The sequence below is a fragment of the Spirosoma fluviale genome (assembly GCF_900230225.1).
In the GTDB taxonomy this organism is placed as follows: domain Bacteria; phylum Bacteroidota; class Bacteroidia; order Cytophagales; family Spirosomataceae; genus Spirosoma; species Spirosoma fluviale.
The window spans coordinates 2,026,009-2,043,652 of sequence record NZ_OCNH01000001.1 but is presented as its reverse complement, the minus strand read 5'-3'; the positions used below and the strand labels follow the sequence as shown (position 1 = coordinate 2,043,652).

Here is a 17,644-nt window from a genome sequence, read left to right as displayed (position 1 = left end):
ATTAATCCGTATATTTGACCCCGAAAACAAACCAATTTTCTCTGTACATGGAAAAAATACGCGTTGCTATTAACGGCTTTGGCCGTATTGGGCGGTTATCGTTCAGACAACTACTGACAAAAGAAAACATTGAAATAGTTGCGATCAATGACCTAACCGATAATGCGACATTAGCGCATTTGCTTAAATACGATTCTGTTCACGGCAAATTTTCCGGGACAGTTGCCTCTGATGCCGATAGTCTGACCGTAAATGGAATCAGAATTAATGCCTATGCTGAACGTGATCCGAAAAATCTCCCCTGGGGTGATCTAAAAGTTGATGTTGTTCTGGAATCAACCGGTCGTTTCGTTGATGAGGCTGGTGCAGGTATGCACCTCCAGGCTGGTGCTAAAAAGGTGGTTATCTCCGCTCCCGCTAAAGGAAATATCCCAACCGTAGTATTAGGTGTAAATGATGATACCTTAACAGGCGAAGAAACAATCATTTCGAATGCTTCGTGCACGACCAACTGTCTGGCACCAATGGCAAAAGTACTTGATGACGTTTTTGGCATCGAAAAAGGCTACATGACAACCATTCACGCCTACACCGCCGATCAGAACTTACAGGATGCTCCTCACTCCGACCTTCGGCGGGCACGGGCAGCGGCTTTATCGATTGTGCCAACCTCAACGGGCGCTGCTAAAGCGGTAGGACTTGTTCTTCCCCAGTTGAAAGGGAAACTGGATGGTAACGCCATGCGGGTTCCAACTCCAGACGGTTCCTTAACCGACTTAACAGTCGTCCTGAAGCGGGAAGCAACAATCCAGGAGATTAACGATGCCATTAAACAGGCATCTGAAACGACGTTAAGTGGTATTCTTGAGTACTGCACGGACGAAATCGTGTCAATTGACATTGTTGGCAACCCCCACTCCTGCATTTTCGATTCGAAATTAACGGCCGCTAATGGTACATTGGTTAAGGTTGTAGGCTGGTACGATAATGAATATGGTTATTCAAGCCGGGTTGCTGATCTAATCGCTAAGTTGTTTTAATAAAGTAAATTGTAAACTTAATTATGTAAACTATGTTAATTACAATTGATTTACATGATTAAGTTTACATTGTTGCATTAAACCAATAATTTACAAATGGGTGCGATTTACTTAAATCGCACCCATTTTACATTGTAAATAGTTAATTGTAAATCCCTTATCGAAGAAGATCTGTTCGTACTTGGTTTTAATTCCCAAGTGAATTTCATTCAGGGGAGAATTATAGAGGTCTGTTGTGTATTGTAAATTGGTTCCTTTGGCCGCTTGAACCTGCTCCAGGCTATAAGCAAACAGTTCCGGATTATCTGTCTTTAAATGAAGTGTCCCCCCGGAAACAAGTAATTTTTGATAGGTTGCTAAGAAACGGGGATGAGTTAAGCGGTGTTTCTCCTGCTTTGGTCTAGGCTGGGGATCGGGAAACGTGATCCAGATTTCATTGACTTCACCAGTCCTGAAAAATTCGGTCAAAAAGTTAATATCCGTCCGAAGAAACGCGACATTCGTCAGACCCAACGTTTGGGCTGCTTTGGAGCCCCGGGCAATTCTGTCACCTTTTATATCGACACCGATAAAATTTACATTAGGAAAAGCCTGTGCCAACCCTACCGTATACTCTCCTTTACCACAGGCCAACTCAAGAATAATTGGATTTTCGTTACCAAAATAATCGGTCCGCCAATGGCCACGAATGGTTTTGTAAATCGGTTTACCAGATTCAATAACATTTGTGCTTTCTGCATTTTGCAGGAAGCGATGTGTTTTTCTACGCGTCACGGTTATAAATTGATTAGTTCGGCAATCGTATAGTTACTGCCGGTTATTAGAAGTAGATCATCCTGATCAGCTTGTTCAAGCGCAGCTGCTAAAGCAGAATTTACATCAGTAAATGCATACCCGGCGAGTCCAAGACTAACCGCTTCTTCCTGAAGTAAATGAGCGGGCAACGATCGCGGAGTTTGTGCCTGGCAAAAATAATAAACGGCCGTCGACGGGAGTATAGACAGTACCTGTGAACGGTCTTTATCGGCCACAAGGCCAAGAATAATACGAAGTGTTTTGTACGATATAGACTGTACCGTTTCGAAAAGTGCTTCCAGACCAGGTTTGTTGTGGGCTGTATCAGCAATTACCTTGGGCTGTAAACGCAGGGTTTGAAAACGCCCCTTTAATCCTGTTTGGGCTGTGACAGCAGCCAGTCCCTCCTCCTGTTCAGCCCATGTTACGGGAAACAGAGTCTGTAACTGTCGAACAGTTGCCAATACAGCGGGTAGGTTCTTTAGTTGGTAATTTCCCAGCAAATCAAGTTGAATCAACTGGCCAGCCATATCACCTCCGGTCACTTGTAGCTGTCGAAGTCCATTCACCAGACCCAGGCTCTGCAGTTGATATTGCTGATCCGCAAAGGTAATGGGTGCCTGTAGGGTTGCCGCTACGGATGTAAATACCTCCTTTGTTTCGGGATGAGACTCACCGATTATAACCGGAACACCTGGTTTGATGATCCCTGCTTTTTCAGCGGCAATCAACGGGAGTGTATCTCCCAGTATATCGGTATGATCGTAACCGATGTTGGTAATGACAGATGCAACAGGGGTAATTACATTGGTAGAATCGAGACGCCCCCCCAACCCAACTTCAATGATGGCCACATCAACGGCTTGACGGGCGAAAAAATCGAAGGCCATCGCAACGGTCACTTCAAAGAAAGAAGGCTCTACCGATTCAATCAATGCCTGCTGTTCCCGCACAAAACGGACAACTTCTTCTTCGGGAATAGGCTGGCCGTTGAGTCGGATCCGCTCTGTAAACGATTTAAGATGGGGGGACGTGTACAAACCCACGCGGTAGCCCGCCGACTGGTAAATAGACGCGAGCATATGGGAGGTGCTTCCTTTCCCATTCGTTCCGCCAACATGGATACTGGTGAACCGCTGCTGGGGATTTCCAAGCCCTTCGCAAAGTAATAAGGTGTTACGTAACCCAAGCTTCAGAGCTTTGGGGCCAATCCGGTGGAAAACTGGGAGCCGACTGTATAGATAGTCGATTGCTTCCGTGTACTGCATTAATCTTTGGACTTAATAATAAATGTAATCGTGCCGCTTGCCGTGGGTGGTGTTGCCCCTCCTTTAGGCCGGAGACGCAGGCGCTGAACCGCTTTCCGATAAACCTCCACCACTGACGGGCTAACCGTTGTCTGTTGGGTTTGAACCCGAATTATTTCCCCTTCTCCATCGACGGTTATCTTGAAAACGATCTTACCGGTTTCATCAGAATCATCGTTTATACTGGGGCGACTCACCAAAGACCAGCCGGAAACATCAAAAGCAACTCCGGAAGCAGAACCACCGGGAGTACCATAAAACTCTTTAGCGTCTATTTTTCCGTTGGGATTTCCTTTGTCACCTACCCCACTGGCGTCGTCACCATTGTTATTACCACCCGTTCCGGATGCTTTTCCAACCGTCCCATTAGAGCCGCCCCCACCCGACGATTTTTTAAATACAGCATCGTTATTTACCGTTTCCACCTTTTTCTGGGGCGCAGGCGGGGCAGGACGCTCTACGGGTGCCGTTGCCTTAGGCGATTCAACACGCTTGGGTTCGGGCCGCTCGGGCGTAGTAACAGGACTTTCCGATTTACTGGCAATGATTGGTTTCTCCGTCGCAGTTTTAGCTGGTTTGGCGTCCTCTACCTTCGGCGATGGGGTAACGCGGGTCTTTTCTAATCGGGGCGTGGTATTTACCTTTGGATTGGGACGTTTATCTGCCGCTTTCACATCCACCGGATTAGGGGAATCAGACGCTTTGTTATACGTTTGAATACGCCCACTACCGCGCGCATCGGTGCCAAAGTTAACTTCGACAAACTCAATGGGTGGCGGATTAGGAACGGTTTGGGATAGGTTAACCAGCAACAGTAAGGCTACTAAAATTACATTGATAATAATAGCACCGGCCAGGGACTTTACCCGGATTTCGTCCTCATTCTCAAAGGTGATACGGTTCATGCAGGTGATCGTTTTCCTGTTAATAACGCTGTCAGTGTCTTCTTCGTTTATGACGAGGTACATTTGAACCCCGACTCACAGAACAAAGTAACAGAAAAATTGACCAGCTACCTGTTCATCCGGTTGTAATTAAATCGGAAAAAGCGTTAGTTTGACTAACTTGTTTAACGATCTTGCCAACAACGTATACATTTTATACGCACATATGTAATAGGACAGCATAACATACACCCGTATCTTTGACTACTAATAAGGCTGACTACCAATTTAATTCCCGCTAGAATTCTCCACATAGAATACTCACCATCAATAGTTTATGAACGAAGTAATCGAGTTTTTTCAGCAACTCGCAAATGTTAGTGATTGGCCCCCTCGCTGGTACTGTGGTCGATGGACAGACTTTCATGGGTGGCTCTATATACTGTCCGACTTAACAATCTGGCTAGCCTATATGGCTATCCCGCTCATCTTAATCCGGTTTATACTGGTTAAGAAGGGCGTGCCTCTATCCGGCGTTTTTGTATTATTTGGTGCTTTTATTCTTCTCTGCGGCCTTACTCACCTGTTCGATGCGGTCATGTTCTGGTGGCCAGCCTACCGGATCAATGCCTTGATCCGGTTTTTTACCGCCGGGGTATCCGTTGCTACCGTTCTGGCATTGATCCGGTATTTTGACGAAGCCGTTGGCCTGCGTACCTCAAAAGAGTATGACCGCGAACTGTCGTTTCGCCAGCAGGCGATGCAGGAACTTTCCCGCTCAAACGAAGAACTACAACAGTTTGCCTATATCGCATCCCATGATTTACAATCACCACTCAAAACGATCGTCAACTACCTTACCTTACTGGAAAGTAAACACGGTGAGAAATTGGATCCCGATGCCCTCAAATTAATTAATGTATCGACCGCTGCCGCCGAACGGATGCGCGTTTTGATCAATGACCTGCTCGACTTCTCCCGCGTGGGCACAGATATCGATTTTGAGAATGTAGACCTCAATGAGGTGATGGCCGAAATTCTGGAGGAACAACAAACTGACATTCTATCGACCGGGGCTACCATTGAGGTAGGCCCGCTCCCAACGATCAGAGCCCACCGAACCGATTTAAAGCAGGTGTTTCAGAATCTGGTAACCAATGGCTTGAAATACCGTCGCCCGGATGTTGTACCCAGTATTCAAGTACGGGCAGTGGACGAAGGAAATCAGTATCGGTTTACGGTAAGTGATAACGGTATTGGTATCGACGCCAACTATTTTGACCGGGTATTTCAAATTTTCCAGCGATTACACGGCCGCAATGAATATCCGGGAACCGGCATTGGATTAGCCACCTGTAAAAAAGTAATCGACATTTATGGGGGTCAGATCGGCCTCAACAGTACCGTTGGCGTTGGCTCCACGTTTTATGTAGTAATTCCCAAAGTTATTAAGACAAGTCAGCATTATGCCCAGACCCATTCACTGTATTCTGTTAATTGACGACGATCCCGACGATAATTTCCTACACCAGCTCATTATTGACGAATCTAACCAGTGCGATGCTGTTCGCGTAGTGAACAGCGGTGTAGAGGCACTTACGTACTTAACACAAATCAGTCATCCGGATTACATCCGGCCCGATGTCGTTTTCGTTGACATCAATATGCCCGGTATGAATGGATTTGAGTTCCTGACCGAATACCAGCGACTTAATTCTCAGTTAAAAGGCCATGTTGTCGTTGTAATGCTAACCACCTCGATTAGTACCATCGATAAACAGCGAGCTAGTTCACTACCCGAAATAAATTCGTATCGAACCAAACCCCTGACGCTGGCCATGATCAACGAATTGGTCGCTACTTATTTCTCCTAACACTGTTAGATTACCTTATGCCCGTTCTTCAACCCATTGTTAATATTGCCGAACTTCTTCATCAAAAGGGTATAACGGATATTGTTGTCTCGCCGGGTTCCCGCTCGGCGCCCCTCACGCTGGCCGTTGCCCGGCACCCTCACCTGCACGTTCGGGTTATGGCCGATGAACGATCCGCCTGCTTTGTGGCCCTGGGAATGGCCCTGCAAACCCGCCGGACAGTCGGGGTCATCTGCACTTCGGGCAGTGCCGTTTACAATCTGGCCCCCGCCGTTTCCGAAGCATTTTTTGGACAAGCTCCCCTCCTGCTGTTAACCGCCGACCGGCCGCACGAGTGGCTTCATCAACAAGATGGGCAAACCATTCATCAGGTGGGTATTTTTGGAGAGCACGTTAAACGAAGTTATGATCTTCCAGCCGACTATACACACCCCGATGCCCGATGGTTTATCGAACGAACTCTAAATGAAGCAATAACACTCACTCAACTCTCCCCGGCCGGACCCGTTCATGTGAATGTGCCACTTCGTGAACCGTTCTACCCAACGAATGAAGAAACATTCACGTACGAATCGGTCAGAACCATTGAGGTATGCGCTGCACAGCCTACCCTGACAGCCGATACCTGGCACAGGCTGCTAACCGAATGGGACCAAAGTGAACGGACGGTCATTGCTGTAGGCCAGTTACCGTATGATCCGGCGTTGCTGGCTGTTTTACGAAAACTCAGTGAGGAAACTGGCGTCGTTGTCCTTGGCGAAATTGTTGGAAACATTCCCCGAAATGACCTGTTCATTACCCGTACGGATACTTTCCTGGCCGGGATCACGGAACCTGAAGCCCATTCGCTTCAACCGGAGCTGCTCCTGACGATTGGCAATTCATTCCTGACACGAAACCTTAAAACGTTTCTCCGCCAGTACCCCGCCCGTCGTCACTGGCATATACAACCAACCGTTGACCGCATCAACGACTCCTTCCAGAGTCTGACAACCCTGATCCCGGCAACGCCACTCGCTTTTCTGGAAAAACTCTTTGCCGATCTCGACTACCAGCGGTTCCTGCAGGGCGATGACGATGATGAGGACGACAGGCATGCATTCCAGAACCAATGGCTACAGATGGATCGAGAGGCAACGCGTCTGGTCGAAAAAACCCTTGCCGCTCCCACCGATACCCTAACCGACTGGTCGGCAGTACGACGTATTCTCGACCAACTACCGGCTTTGTCCATCCTTCACCTGGCCAATAGTATGCCCGTCCGCTACGCTAACCTATGTGGTGTAGACGAACGACGGCAAATTAGTGTCTCCTCAAATCGGGGGGTTAGTGGCATCGATGGTTGTTTGAGTACAGCTGTGGGAGCCGCCCTGATGACGGATAAACTAGTAACTCTATTGATTGGCGATGTAGCGTTTTTCTATGACCGGAATGCCCTCTGGTCGGCTCCGGTGCCGTCTAACCTGCGAATCATTTTACTCAACAATGATAGCGGTCACATTTTCCGAATTATCGACGGCCCAAGTCGTCAACCCGAACTGGAAACTTATTTCGAAACACCACACGGCTATACCGCCCGCAACACTGCACAGGATGCTGGTCTTACGTACCTTCCCTGCGAATCCCTCGATGCGCTTGAGGAAGCACTAGGCGACTTTTTTAAGCCAGCCGACGCGGCTAAACTCCTCGAACTAAAAACCAACAAACAAGCCAATCAGGATCAGTTCCTGGCATATAAAGCGTCGGTAAAGGCCTATCAATCCCGTTAATCAATTTACGTAAAGTCTTCCTCGTTTCGCCTGAAACACCAGTAAACTATGACTGTAGTTATAGTTCTACTACTGAACGTCGTCAGCAGCTAGATTTAACTATAATCTTTTTTTGGGTGAGATGCATTTTATCAACTCTACGGGCGATACACTGGCGCTGCAAAACGATCCCACCAGATTGTTAGACAATACATAAAGGAAAATTCTATTAATTTCAATCAGGAAACTGATCTGAAAAATAGTCTTGCCTTTTGTGCTACTCTTCCTTAGGTGAGTTGGCAACCGTTCATCTCCTAATCCCAGTTGGTATCTTTTGTCGGGTCTGCTTTATTAAAAGACAGCTGGTCAACTGCGTTGTTTACGCCCGTCTTTAGCATCCCAATCACATCATTCTTCTTGTTGATTGAGCGTAGCGTTGTGATACAAAGTTACCCTTTGGTCAAGCCAAAAGTATTGTCTTGGAAAGTTCAGATTTATAGCGCAGCCCCTCCAGACAGGTAATAAAATACTTGTAGATCATCAAACGTTTAGCTACTTTTATTTAAAAGATAATAGGTTGGTTTCCAGAACGTTATCCCAAGTTTATTATTTATTTATACTCATTTCTTCATCTTGACATTTCATTCACTATGTCCTAAACGTAAAAAAGATGGCTACTACTCCTACTCCCGCTGAAATTGCCTTGATGCTTAAAATCTTTACCGATAAAGATGGCCTGTTTCGTAAAACAGACTCTATTGACCTCAGGCCTTTAACCAACGCATTCGATGAGGAAGTTAATCGCCTAAGTCAGTTCTCAGTTGACCGTAACAAAGATACTTCTTCTATTCTTACACCTACCCGTTTACAACAAATAAGGAGTATATCAGCCGAAGATACCTTTACGATTAAGCCGATTCCCATTCGCGGTCTTCGATCTCTTCAGGCATTTATTGACTCTTTGGACCCTTCATTAACCCATTTAGGTATTTATTATGGTTTTGATCTGAGTAGTAAGAAGATGGTACTGGTTATGCAGGGAATAAGATTAGATGGCGGTGGCGATGGTAGTCGACTTTCGGAGAGGTTATCTGAAAATCAAGTATCCAAAAACCAAATGACAACGACGGATTTAACACCCCAACCACGGGATTTCACCCTTGTCAGGCAATTCAGAGGACTGTTTATACACATCTATGGAAAGGGGAATTTTGTGTGGGGTGCCTACATGAAGCTTAAGGCTTTAAAAAAGGCTTTAACCGAATTTAGTGATGAAGGTTGTGATCGGGTAAAAATTACGTTCGGGTTCCAAAAAACACTTGCCGTAAGGATAAGTACACTCGACCGAAACTGCTTCCATTTGATTTTTACGGGTATAAGACCGGATGGTACGGTATCATCAAGCACCTTCTCAACATTCGATGGCGAACCAGGATATGTTGCGCCAAAACCAAGTTGTCCACCTTTCGGTAGCTTCCTGGATGAATAATGGTATTACGTAACTTAACGCACCCCTTATGAAACTGGTTGACGTAGCGATGTATCTGGTCTACCTGGCCACCTATGGTGTTATCGTTCCGGTTGGGTTTGGCTTTTATCTACTACAGTATCTGAACAAACCGCTCAAAATACTATTAGCGGGTCTGTGCTTATCTCTGGTGCTTGACCTGGGGCTGCTGGCTGTAAACTATAAGATTACCAATACCTTTCTGTATGCTTTTTCGGGTGTCGATGTGCTCATGATGACATGGCTCTATTCGTCCATCATTACGCATAAAACGCTCAGTAACGTCATTCGGTGGAGTGGCTTATTCGTTATCCCGCTGATTGGTCTGGATGCCTTTTTCATCTCAGGCCTGACAAACAATGGCTTTAGCAATGCGGTGGAGAAATTCTACATCATGAGCATCGCTCTATATTACCTGACTCAGTTATTTCAGGAGAGGATCGACGAGGATATACGTCGACAATCGCTGTTTTGGGTAAGTACCGGGATTATAATAGCCAACTTAGTGGGTTCATTTGACATTTTTAGCAGGACTGTCATTAATTACTCACAGACAGCCTATTTACAGTTCTTTATGTTCTGGTCCTTTGTAACCATACTCATGTTTGGAGCCTTTTCCTATGCTTTCTGGCTTAGCCAATACGACAGGTAATACCTTCATTTTATGAACTATTCCGCGTTACTACTACTTCTCATCAGCCAAGTTGCACTGGCCCAGGCGAGCCGTCCTCTCGTTCAAATTATCAGTGTAAAAACCGGAAATAATCAGATAGACTCGGCCTTTTCTACAGTCGATCTGCATCAGAAACAACCAGTTGCCCTGGCCTACAATCGTAATTACCTGCATTTCAGCTTTATCAATCTGTACAATCCCTCCCAAAATTCTTTCTCCTACAAACTGACCGGTTTGGATTATACCTGGGTAACCTGCACCGATTGTTCGCAAGTACAGTATGCTCATCTCGATGGTGGCGATTACACCTTTCTAGTAAAGACGACGCAAGCTGGCGACGTTCCGGCTCAATTCAGCTTTACGATAGAAGGCAATCTGTTCCATAAATGGTGGTTTGTGCCTATGCTTTTCCTGTATCTTCTTCTCTTCGCCGTTGTCATTGTCTACGTCTTTATCTTATTTCTGTTTAGGCAAAAGCTTAAAGAACAGCGACGAATCCATCAGGAAAAAATGGCCTCGATGGCCGAACTGACGGCGGGTATTGCGCACGAGATTCAGAATCCGCTCAACTTCGTTAACAACTTCTCCGAACTCGGCACCGAGCTGACAGATGAACTCAGGCAGGCTGCCACCAACGGTAACACCCAGGAGGTACTTGTCCTCACGGGGGAGCTAACCCAAAGCCTGCAAAAGATTACCCATCATGGCAGCCGCGCTTCGGCTATTATTAAGGGCATGCTCGAACACGCCCGGCCAAGCACGGGCCACAAGGAGCTTACGAACCTGAATGCACTAGCCGATACCTATTTGCAGATGGCGTATCAGGGTTTTCGCGCCAAGGATAAAGCGTTCACCTGTGCGTTGGTCACTGACCTGGCACCTGATCTAGCGCCCCTTCCTGTTGTGGCTCAGGATATGGGACGCGTGTTACTAAATCTGCTCAATAATGCCTTTTATACGGTTCAACAAAAGCAGAAGACAGTCCAGCCTGATTATACACCAACCGTTTGGCTAAGTAGTCATCGGTTAACACACACGGTTGAGATCAGGATAAAGGATAACGGCACCGGTATTCCCGAATTAGTGAAGGGTAAAATTTTCCAGCCTTTCTTTACGACCAAACCGACAGGCGAAGGCACGGGGTTAGGCCTGTCATTAAGTTATGATATCATCACCAAAGGGCATGGCGGTTCTCTGGAGGTAAATACCGTTCTGAATGAATTTACAGAGTTTCGTATTATCCTGCCAGCCAGTTAACCACCTCCCTGATACGAACCCGTTACTTACATGCCTGAGCATGCATTTGCCGTGACTGTTCATCGCCCGCAGCTTCGCCCAGACGCCAGGCCTCGCAGGCTGCCTGTTGATGATTCAGCGTTTGTTCGGCTTTGCCAATATAATAGTACAGTTGATCAACGGACGCATCCAGTTTTTCGGCCTGCCGAAACGCTGCGAGTGCCGGAGGGATTTGCTGCTGACTCAGGTAATACAGACCAAGTGTCTGATGAGCCCAGGCATTCTGACTGTCGCGTTGAAGCGACTCGTTCACCAATGGGAGAGCCTCTGCGGGTCGGTTCAGTTTCAGGAGCAAATACGCTTTGTTATTCAGGTAAAAAGGCTGGCGGGGCTGTACGGTCAGAGCACGCTCCACGAAGGTTAGGGCTTCGGCAAAGTTCCCGGCACGAGCGAGCAGCAGGCTCTGGTTATTAAGCGCGGCATCCTGCTTCGGATTGAGCCGAAGGGCACGCTGAATATCCTCACCAGCCTGTTCGTACGCTTTTTGCGTATAGAACAAAGCCGCCCGATTGGTCAAAGCCTCTACATTATTAGGGTTGAGTTGCAAAGCCCGGTCGTAGGCTACCTGCGCCTGGGATACGTTGGCCAATCGTACGTACGCATCGCCCAGTCGAGTCTGGTAAAATGTAGAATCCCGGTACTGTTTCTCAATCCGCTGCAGGTCGGCCACGCTGCCTGCGGCATCGCCCGTTTCCAGAAGGACTTCAGCCCGATTGAAGTAAGCGGTACTAAAATCAGGGTCCAGTTCGATGGCTCGTGTATAATCGGCCAGTGCGCCTTCCCGGTCGTCGTCCCTGAATTTTGCTAACCCCCGATTATTGTATGCATCGGCAAAATCAGATTTTTTAGAAATGGCTTCCGAATAGAACCGGATTGCTTCTTTAAACTCCCGTTTCTGTAGTTGAACATTGCCCTTTAAGAAAAACTGAGCGGCCTCATCGGTAGTACTGTTGGAACAACTGGAAAAAAGCAAAACAACCAAAAGTAGGTTGATTAAATGACGGAGGACACATACCTGGATGATTAACCGGGACATTACGTTGGTTACCTTTGCGAAACGGTACGAATTCATTAGAAAATCAATCATATATAGCATTATGCGTTTTGTTCAGGATATTCCTCACGCCCGTTTTCGCATCGGCCTTTACGCCTGGAATGGCAAATATATCGTCAAAATCGAAGCGGGTCCGTACGAACAGACATATAAAATCAGTGAAATGGACCTCACCGATCCCGAAGCAGTACCCACCCTGCTCGACGAACCGTTTCTGAACCGGGTTGAACAGCGATTTCTGGACATGGATACCGACTGGCAGGCCACCGGCGATCGTAATGATGCTTTTTAGGCAAACGGTACAGTATCGAACAATGTATCTGTTCACGAATCCGCACCTATAACGTTACATTCCTACCAGCCAACACCCACCCGAAATGGATTTGTCTGATCACACTGGTCCAGATTCACTAACACCCATTCAGCCCATTCCCATTGTGGCTATTGGGGCGTCGGCGGGTGGGCCGGAAGGGATCTCTGAATTATTGACGCACTTATCGCCCACCAGCGGGTGGGCTTTTATGTACATTCAGCCTACCGATACCGATCAGCCGGATCTGCTGTCAAATCGTTTGGCCCCTCTAACCCAAATGCCGGTTCTGGACGCCCAGGACCGAACGCCCATTAATGCTAACCATGTTTATATAATACCGGTTCATGCAGATGTACACGTAATGAATGGACAATTGGTATTCCGGGAGCGCCCCCGGAGACCTGCCCATCTGCCCATCGATCGGTTCTTTATCTCCCTTGCCGAACAACAGGGAGCCGCTTCCATTGGTGTGCTGCTGTCGGGTCTATCGACGGATGGTACACTGGGATTGAAAGCCCTCAAAGCCGCCAACGGGATCACCTTTGCCCAGGATGGTACGGCGAAGTTCCAGGGTATGTCCGTATCAGCTCAGGCAGAAGGAGTCGTCGATAAGGTGTTACCCATCCGGGATATTGCCCGTGAGCTCGATTGGCTAAGCCATCAGCAGGATTTTTTTCAGGATAGAGCGGTGATTGAATCGTCTGCAGAAAACGGCCAGCCCCAGCCACCAGAGCCCGATAACGGAGAGTTAATGGCACTTCTTCAGTTGGTGCGCAAATTCGTTGGGGTTGATTTCTCGCATTACAAAACGGCAACCATCCGGCGACGGGTTCTCCGCCGAATGGCCCTTTACAAACTGCGACTGTTGACGGACTACATGGACTATTTGCGTCAGCACCCCACAGAAGCCGGTTTACTTTATAATGATTTACTCATTAACGTAACCAGCTTTTTCAGAGATACCGACACCATGGAGTACCTGGGAAAGGTGCTTTTCCCACAGCTCCTCGCTGGTAAGACCGAGAATGAACCCTTCCGGCTTTGGATTCCAGCCTGCTCAACGGGCGAAGAAGTCTACTCGCTGGCAATCCTGTTGCTGGAAGCCCAGGACAACCTCGATAAGTCGATTCCCACTCAAATTTTCGCTACTGATCTTAGCGGACGGGTCATTACCCAGGCCCGGATGGGGCGTTTTTCAGTCAGTCAACTGGCAAACGTATCCCCGAAGCGCCTGAGTCGTTTTTTTACCAGGGATCAGGACGGGTACTACTGCATTAGTAAGATCATCCGGGATGTTTGCGTTTTTGCAACCCATAATGTTTTTGTTGACCCGCCCTTTTCCCGGCTCGATCTGATTAGCTGCCGTAACTTACTGATCTACACAGATACCACCCTCCAGCGAAAAGCGATTGCCACGTTTCACTACGCTCTGAACCCAACGGGCTATCTGATACTTGGTAAGGCTGAAACAGTTGGGTCGTACACCACCCTCTTTACGCAGGTGGCTAAGACGTTTAAAGTATATGCCCGAAAAACCAGTGTAACCCGCTCGGTATTCCCATTGGTAGACTTGTTACATCAACGATCAATCATTAAACCCCACCCTGGTGATAATGGGCAACAGGAGCGAACCAATACCTCCCCTTCTCTCAACTTGTCTGCTCCTCTGCCACCCGGATATCCAACAGAAATGTGGGGCAAAAAAGCTTTTCAACCCATGTCTATGCACTATAAACCTGGCCAGCCCGACGATTTAGACCAACGCGTCAACGGGTTGCTTAGCCAGTATACACCAGCCTCCGTTGTTATCAATAAAGACATGGAGATCATCCGTTTTCAGGGATCTACCAGCCTTTTCCTGGAACCAGCATCAGGCCGGGCTAATTTTAACCTTTTGAAAATGGCCCGGCCCGAACTCCTGTTCGATTTACGGACAGCTATCAATAAGGCCCACAAATCCGGACAGCCTGCTTCTAAAACAGGCTTGCTGATTCGGGTTCGGGAGGAGACTTACCACATAACGATCAACGCAGTTCCTTTTTTATCGCAAAGTCAGGAACCGCTGGTACTGGTTATTTTTAACGAAGTAACTCCGGCTATTCTGACACCCTCTGCCCCAAGTCAACTCCGGAATCGACGGATTAAACAGTTGGAAGATGAACTGGCAGCCCTGCGCGACGATATGCGGTCGATACTGGAAGAACAGGATGCCGGTCGCGAAGAGTTGCAATCCGCCAATGAAGAAATTATAAGCAGCAACGAAGAATTACAAAGTATCAACGAAGAACTGGAAACCAGCAAAGAAGAGATACAGTCAAACAACGAAGAGTTACAAACGATCAATCAGGAACTTCAGCTGAGTAATGATCAGTTGTCCGAAGCCTATGATTATTCGGATGCTATTTTTGGAACAATTCGGGAAACGGTAATCATACTCGACAAAGACCTACGGGTGCGCAGTGCTAACCGAGCCTTTTTTAAAACCTTTCGGCTTGAGTCAGATGATACGATTGGTCGTCTTTTATACGAATTAGGTAATCAACAGTGGGACATTCCCGCCTTGCGGTCATTACTCGATAAGGTAATCAACGACAATACGTCGATTCAAGCCTATGAAATGACTCACCATTTTCAGGATTTGGGCGAAAAGGTCCTGCGACTAAATGCCCGCAAGGTCGTTCGGTTACAGGGCCAGGCTGCTATTCTCCTAGCCATTGAAGACATTACCGATCATTCGCAGGTACAGCGACTGCTGGTATTTCTCCAGAGTATATTGACGCATGCACCCGTAAACATTCAGTTGTTCAAATCTGTCCGCAACGAACGGAATACGATCGTCGATTTTCAATTGGTTCCCCTCGTCAATGATTTAGGACAACGAGCTAACCCATCGGTTGAAGAACTATATAGAACCAGTTTCAAAGCTCGGTATAGCGACACTGAACAAATTTCCTTATTCACCCAATACGTCCAGGTTGTTGAAACCGGTGACCCTTTGCAGATTGAACTACCAAACGAACTGGCCACACAGCCCGAGTGGCACCAGATAACCGCCAATCGGTTTGAAGATGGTATTCTACTGGTTACTTCTACAATTGCAAAACGACACCGGCACTAACCAACTTTACACGATCAACGCTGCCTGGTCACCGTATAAGCCGGGCGAACAAACAGGAAAACAAGCAGATAAAAAAACAGGGGCACGACAATAACCCAATAATCAGGTGTAAAATCGTCAGCCATCAGATCATCAACAGCGGCAACGTAGCGAACCGTCACTGAGCCGGGGAGCGATGACGATAGAGCATCAAAGTCATCCTCACTAATGGGCACTATCCGCTCCTGACCCTGATGCCGGACAGTTGCCTCGTAGGTGTACCAATTGTACTTACGCCCATGAGCCTTCCTGTTGGTAGCCAGGACCGGTACGGAAACAGACTGACCTTCTTTATTCAGAAGCTGGTAATAGTTAAAATAAGCAATGGTATCATACGTAAAAAAGATAGCAGCACACCCAAGCGCCAGAACAAACAAGAAGCGGGCGATGGTTTGTAAGAAAGGAATAGGAATTAGGCTACCGATCAGGCCTGAACTAAAAAAGAACGATGCTGTAGACAAAAGCATACACAGCAGCAGCAACCGATTCGAAGGGCTGAAATCCCGAATGGAAGACCACTCGATCAATCGGGACTTTCGATTCGATTCATCAAATTTCAGGACGGCTCGCGGTTGCCGAAAACTATCGTAGTCTGGATGGTAGAGTAATTTCACCCGATCTCCACTCCCTACATAACCACTATCCATGACAAAGCGACAGGGGTAGGCTTTTCCCTGATACTCGACGGTTAAGTACGTACTATTACTAAACACATCCTGCCAGGAACGCTGTTTTTGCTCAGCGTTGGTAATCGCTACGGTTACTGGCCTTGCCTTTCTGGAAAAATCATCCAATAGGCGTACATCCTGGTAGTATTGCCACATACCCCAGGTTGCCACGCTCAGAATTAAAGCAACAACAAGTGATAGCAAGAACGTGTATAGGCGACCCAGCACGGTGGCAATTTTCCCTAACATCAGTGGCTTTTTAGCGGCTGTGTGGTAAGTAGACCACTAAAGGTAAAATGGCTAATTGAGTACCGAATGTAGTTTTTTGTAAACGGTTAATAAGTTGTTAAAATAAAAAACGGCGCCCACTTTCGCAGGAGCCGTTTTCACAAGCAAACAGGAATCTTAGCCCAGATACGTCTTCAACGCTTTCGACCGTGAGGTATGGCGCAGACGACGAATGGCTTTTTCTTTTATCTGCCGAACCCGTTCACGGGTTAGATTGAACTTTTCGCCAATCTCTTCGAGTGTCATAGCGTGTTCGCCATTCAAACCGAAGTAAAGTGTAATCACATCGGCCTCGCGCTGGGTAAGCGTCGAGAGAGCGCGCTGTACTTCTTTTCGCAACGAATCGTTGATCAGGCCCGAATCGGGTTTGTCTTCGCCATCGTTTTCAAGTACATCGAGCAGGCTGTTTTCTTCACCCTGAACGAAGGGCGCATCCATGGATACGTGACGCCCCGAAATCTTGAGTGTATCAACCACTTCAGCGGCTGAGATCTCAAGTACGGCTGCCAGTTCTTCCGGCGACGGCTCCCGCTCAAATTTTTGCTCCAGATCGGAGAAGGTCTTCGAGATTTTGTTCAGTGAGCCAACCCGGTTAAGGGGCAGACGCACAATACGGGACTGTTCGGCCAGTGCCTGAAGAATAGACTGACGAATCCACCAGACGGCGTACGAGATAAATTTAAATCCGCGCGTTTCGTCGAAGCGCTGAGCAGCCTTAATCAACCCAAGGTTCCCTTCGTTAATCAGGTCACCTAACGATAAACCCTGATTTTGATACTGTTTGGCAACCGACACAACGAAACGCAGGTTTGCTTTCGTTAATCGCTCCAGCGACAATTGGTCACCTTCCCGAATTTTCTGGGCCAGCGTTACTTCCTCATCAGGCGTAAGCAGGTCCACCTTACCAATCTCCTGCAAGTACTTGTCTAACGACTGGCTCTCGCGATTGGTTATCTGTTTTGAAATTTTTAGCTGTCTCATAATCCGTTGTCCCCGGTGGAGTGACTATATAACGCAAACGTATGACGATGCATTACACG

Annotated in this window: 15 protein-coding genes; 9 read left to right on the top strand and 6 right to left on the bottom strand. The window is 47.4% G+C overall.

Annotation, left to right across the window (positions count from 1 at the left end; genetic code table 11):
- Window positions 1-47: 47 nt before the first annotated feature.
- Window positions 48-1,040 carry a type I glyceraldehyde-3-phosphate dehydrogenase gene (gene gap / locus CRO74_RS08595; RefSeq protein WP_097125547.1) on the top strand — a complete coding sequence of 331 codons (993 nt, stop codon included), beginning with the start codon at window positions 48-50 and terminating at the stop codon, window positions 1,038-1,040.
- A gap of 111 nt (window positions 1,041-1,151) precedes the next feature.
- Here gap and trmB read toward each other — a convergent pair whose 3' ends face one another.
- Genes trmB through CRO74_RS08580 form a run of 3 tightly spaced genes read right to left on the bottom strand, consistent with a single transcriptional unit; the run spans window position 1,152 to window position 4,047 of the window.
- Window positions 1,152-1,814, bottom strand: a complete 663-nt coding sequence (trmB, locus tag CRO74_RS08590) for a tRNA (guanosine(46)-N7)-methyltransferase TrmB (RefSeq protein ID WP_097125546.1) — start codon at window positions 1,812-1,814, stop codon at window positions 1,152-1,154.
- Between the two features lie 2 nt (window positions 1,815-1,816).
- Window positions 1,817-3,103: a bifunctional folylpolyglutamate synthase/dihydrofolate synthase gene (locus CRO74_RS08585; RefSeq protein ID WP_097125545.1), complete on the bottom strand. Its 1,287-nt coding sequence runs from the start codon at window positions 3,101-3,103 to the stop codon at window positions 1,817-1,819.
- Window positions 3,103-4,047: a hypothetical protein gene (locus CRO74_RS08580; RefSeq protein WP_097125544.1), complete on the bottom strand. Its 945-nt coding sequence runs from the start codon at window positions 4,045-4,047 to the stop codon at window positions 3,103-3,105. Before CRO74_RS08580 ends, CRO74_RS08585 begins: the two co-directional genes overlap by 1 nt.
- Before the next feature lie 316 nt (window positions 4,048-4,363).
- Between CRO74_RS08580 and CRO74_RS08575 the strand changes: the two genes are divergently transcribed.
- The 6 genes from CRO74_RS08575 (at window position 4,364) to CRO74_RS08545 (ending at window position 11,085) form a co-directional block, all read left to right on the top strand.
- A complete protein-coding gene (locus CRO74_RS08575; protein ID WP_097125543.1) occupies window positions 4,364-5,527 on the top strand; it encodes a sensor histidine kinase in 1,164 nt (387 codons plus the stop codon).
- Window positions 5,493-5,900, top strand: coding sequence for a response regulator (locus CRO74_RS08570; protein WP_097125542.1), 408 nt, complete (start codon window positions 5,493-5,495; stop codon window positions 5,898-5,900). The genes CRO74_RS08575 and CRO74_RS08570 overlap by 35 nt, the downstream gene beginning before the upstream one ends.
- A gap of 17 nt (window positions 5,901-5,917) precedes the next feature.
- Complete coding sequence (gene menD, locus CRO74_RS08565) at window positions 5,918-7,669, top strand: 2-succinyl-5-enolpyruvyl-6-hydroxy-3-cyclohexene-1-carboxylic-acid synthase (protein WP_097125541.1); 1,752 nt, start codon at window positions 5,918-5,920, stop codon at window positions 7,667-7,669.
- 649 nt (window positions 7,670-8,318) lie between these two features.
- On the top strand, window positions 8,319-9,137 hold the full coding sequence (locus CRO74_RS08555; protein ID WP_097125540.1) for a hypothetical protein: 819 nt from the start codon (window positions 8,319-8,321) through the stop codon (window positions 9,135-9,137).
- 28 nt (window positions 9,138-9,165) lie between these two features.
- A complete protein-coding gene (locus CRO74_RS08550) occupies window positions 9,166-9,807 on the top strand; it encodes a hypothetical protein (RefSeq protein ID WP_097125539.1) in 642 nt (213 codons plus the stop codon).
- A 12-nt stretch (window positions 9,808-9,819) separates the two neighbouring features.
- Window positions 9,820-11,085, top strand: coding sequence for an ATP-binding protein (locus tag CRO74_RS08545; RefSeq protein ID WP_097125538.1), 1,266 nt, complete (start codon window positions 9,820-9,822; stop codon window positions 11,083-11,085).
- A gap of 22 nt (window positions 11,086-11,107) precedes the next feature.
- Here the strand turns inward: CRO74_RS08545 and CRO74_RS08540 are convergent, their stop codons facing one another.
- Entirely contained in the window at window positions 11,108-12,106 is a 999-nt protein-coding gene (locus tag CRO74_RS08540) for a tetratricopeptide repeat protein (protein WP_317042385.1), read from the bottom strand.
- A 115-nt stretch (window positions 12,107-12,221) separates the two neighbouring features.
- On the opposite strand from CRO74_RS08540, the gene CRO74_RS08535 reads away from it, so the two are divergent.
- On the top strand, window positions 12,222-12,470 hold the full coding sequence (locus tag CRO74_RS08535) for a hypothetical protein (RefSeq protein ID WP_097125537.1): 249 nt from the start codon (window positions 12,222-12,224) through the stop codon (window positions 12,468-12,470).
- 91 nt (window positions 12,471-12,561) lie between these two features.
- Window positions 12,562-15,609, top strand: coding sequence for a CheR family methyltransferase (locus CRO74_RS08530; RefSeq protein ID WP_179830148.1), 3,048 nt, complete (start codon window positions 12,562-12,564; stop codon window positions 15,607-15,609).
- A gap of 14 nt (window positions 15,610-15,623) precedes the next feature.
- On the opposite strand, the gene CRO74_RS08525 is transcribed toward CRO74_RS08530, so the two are convergent.
- Together CRO74_RS08525 and CRO74_RS08520 are read right to left on the bottom strand one after the other, a co-directional pair.
- Window positions 15,624-16,565 (bottom strand): hypothetical protein, encoded by a 942-nt coding sequence (locus tag CRO74_RS08525; protein ID WP_097125535.1) that lies wholly within the window; start codon window positions 16,563-16,565, stop codon window positions 15,624-15,626.
- Window positions 16,566-16,721: 156 nt separating this feature from the next.
- Entirely contained in the window at window positions 16,722-17,585 is an 864-nt protein-coding gene (locus tag CRO74_RS08520; RefSeq protein ID WP_009282104.1) for a sigma-70 family RNA polymerase sigma factor, read from the bottom strand.
- Window positions 17,586-17,644 lie beyond the last annotated feature (59 nt).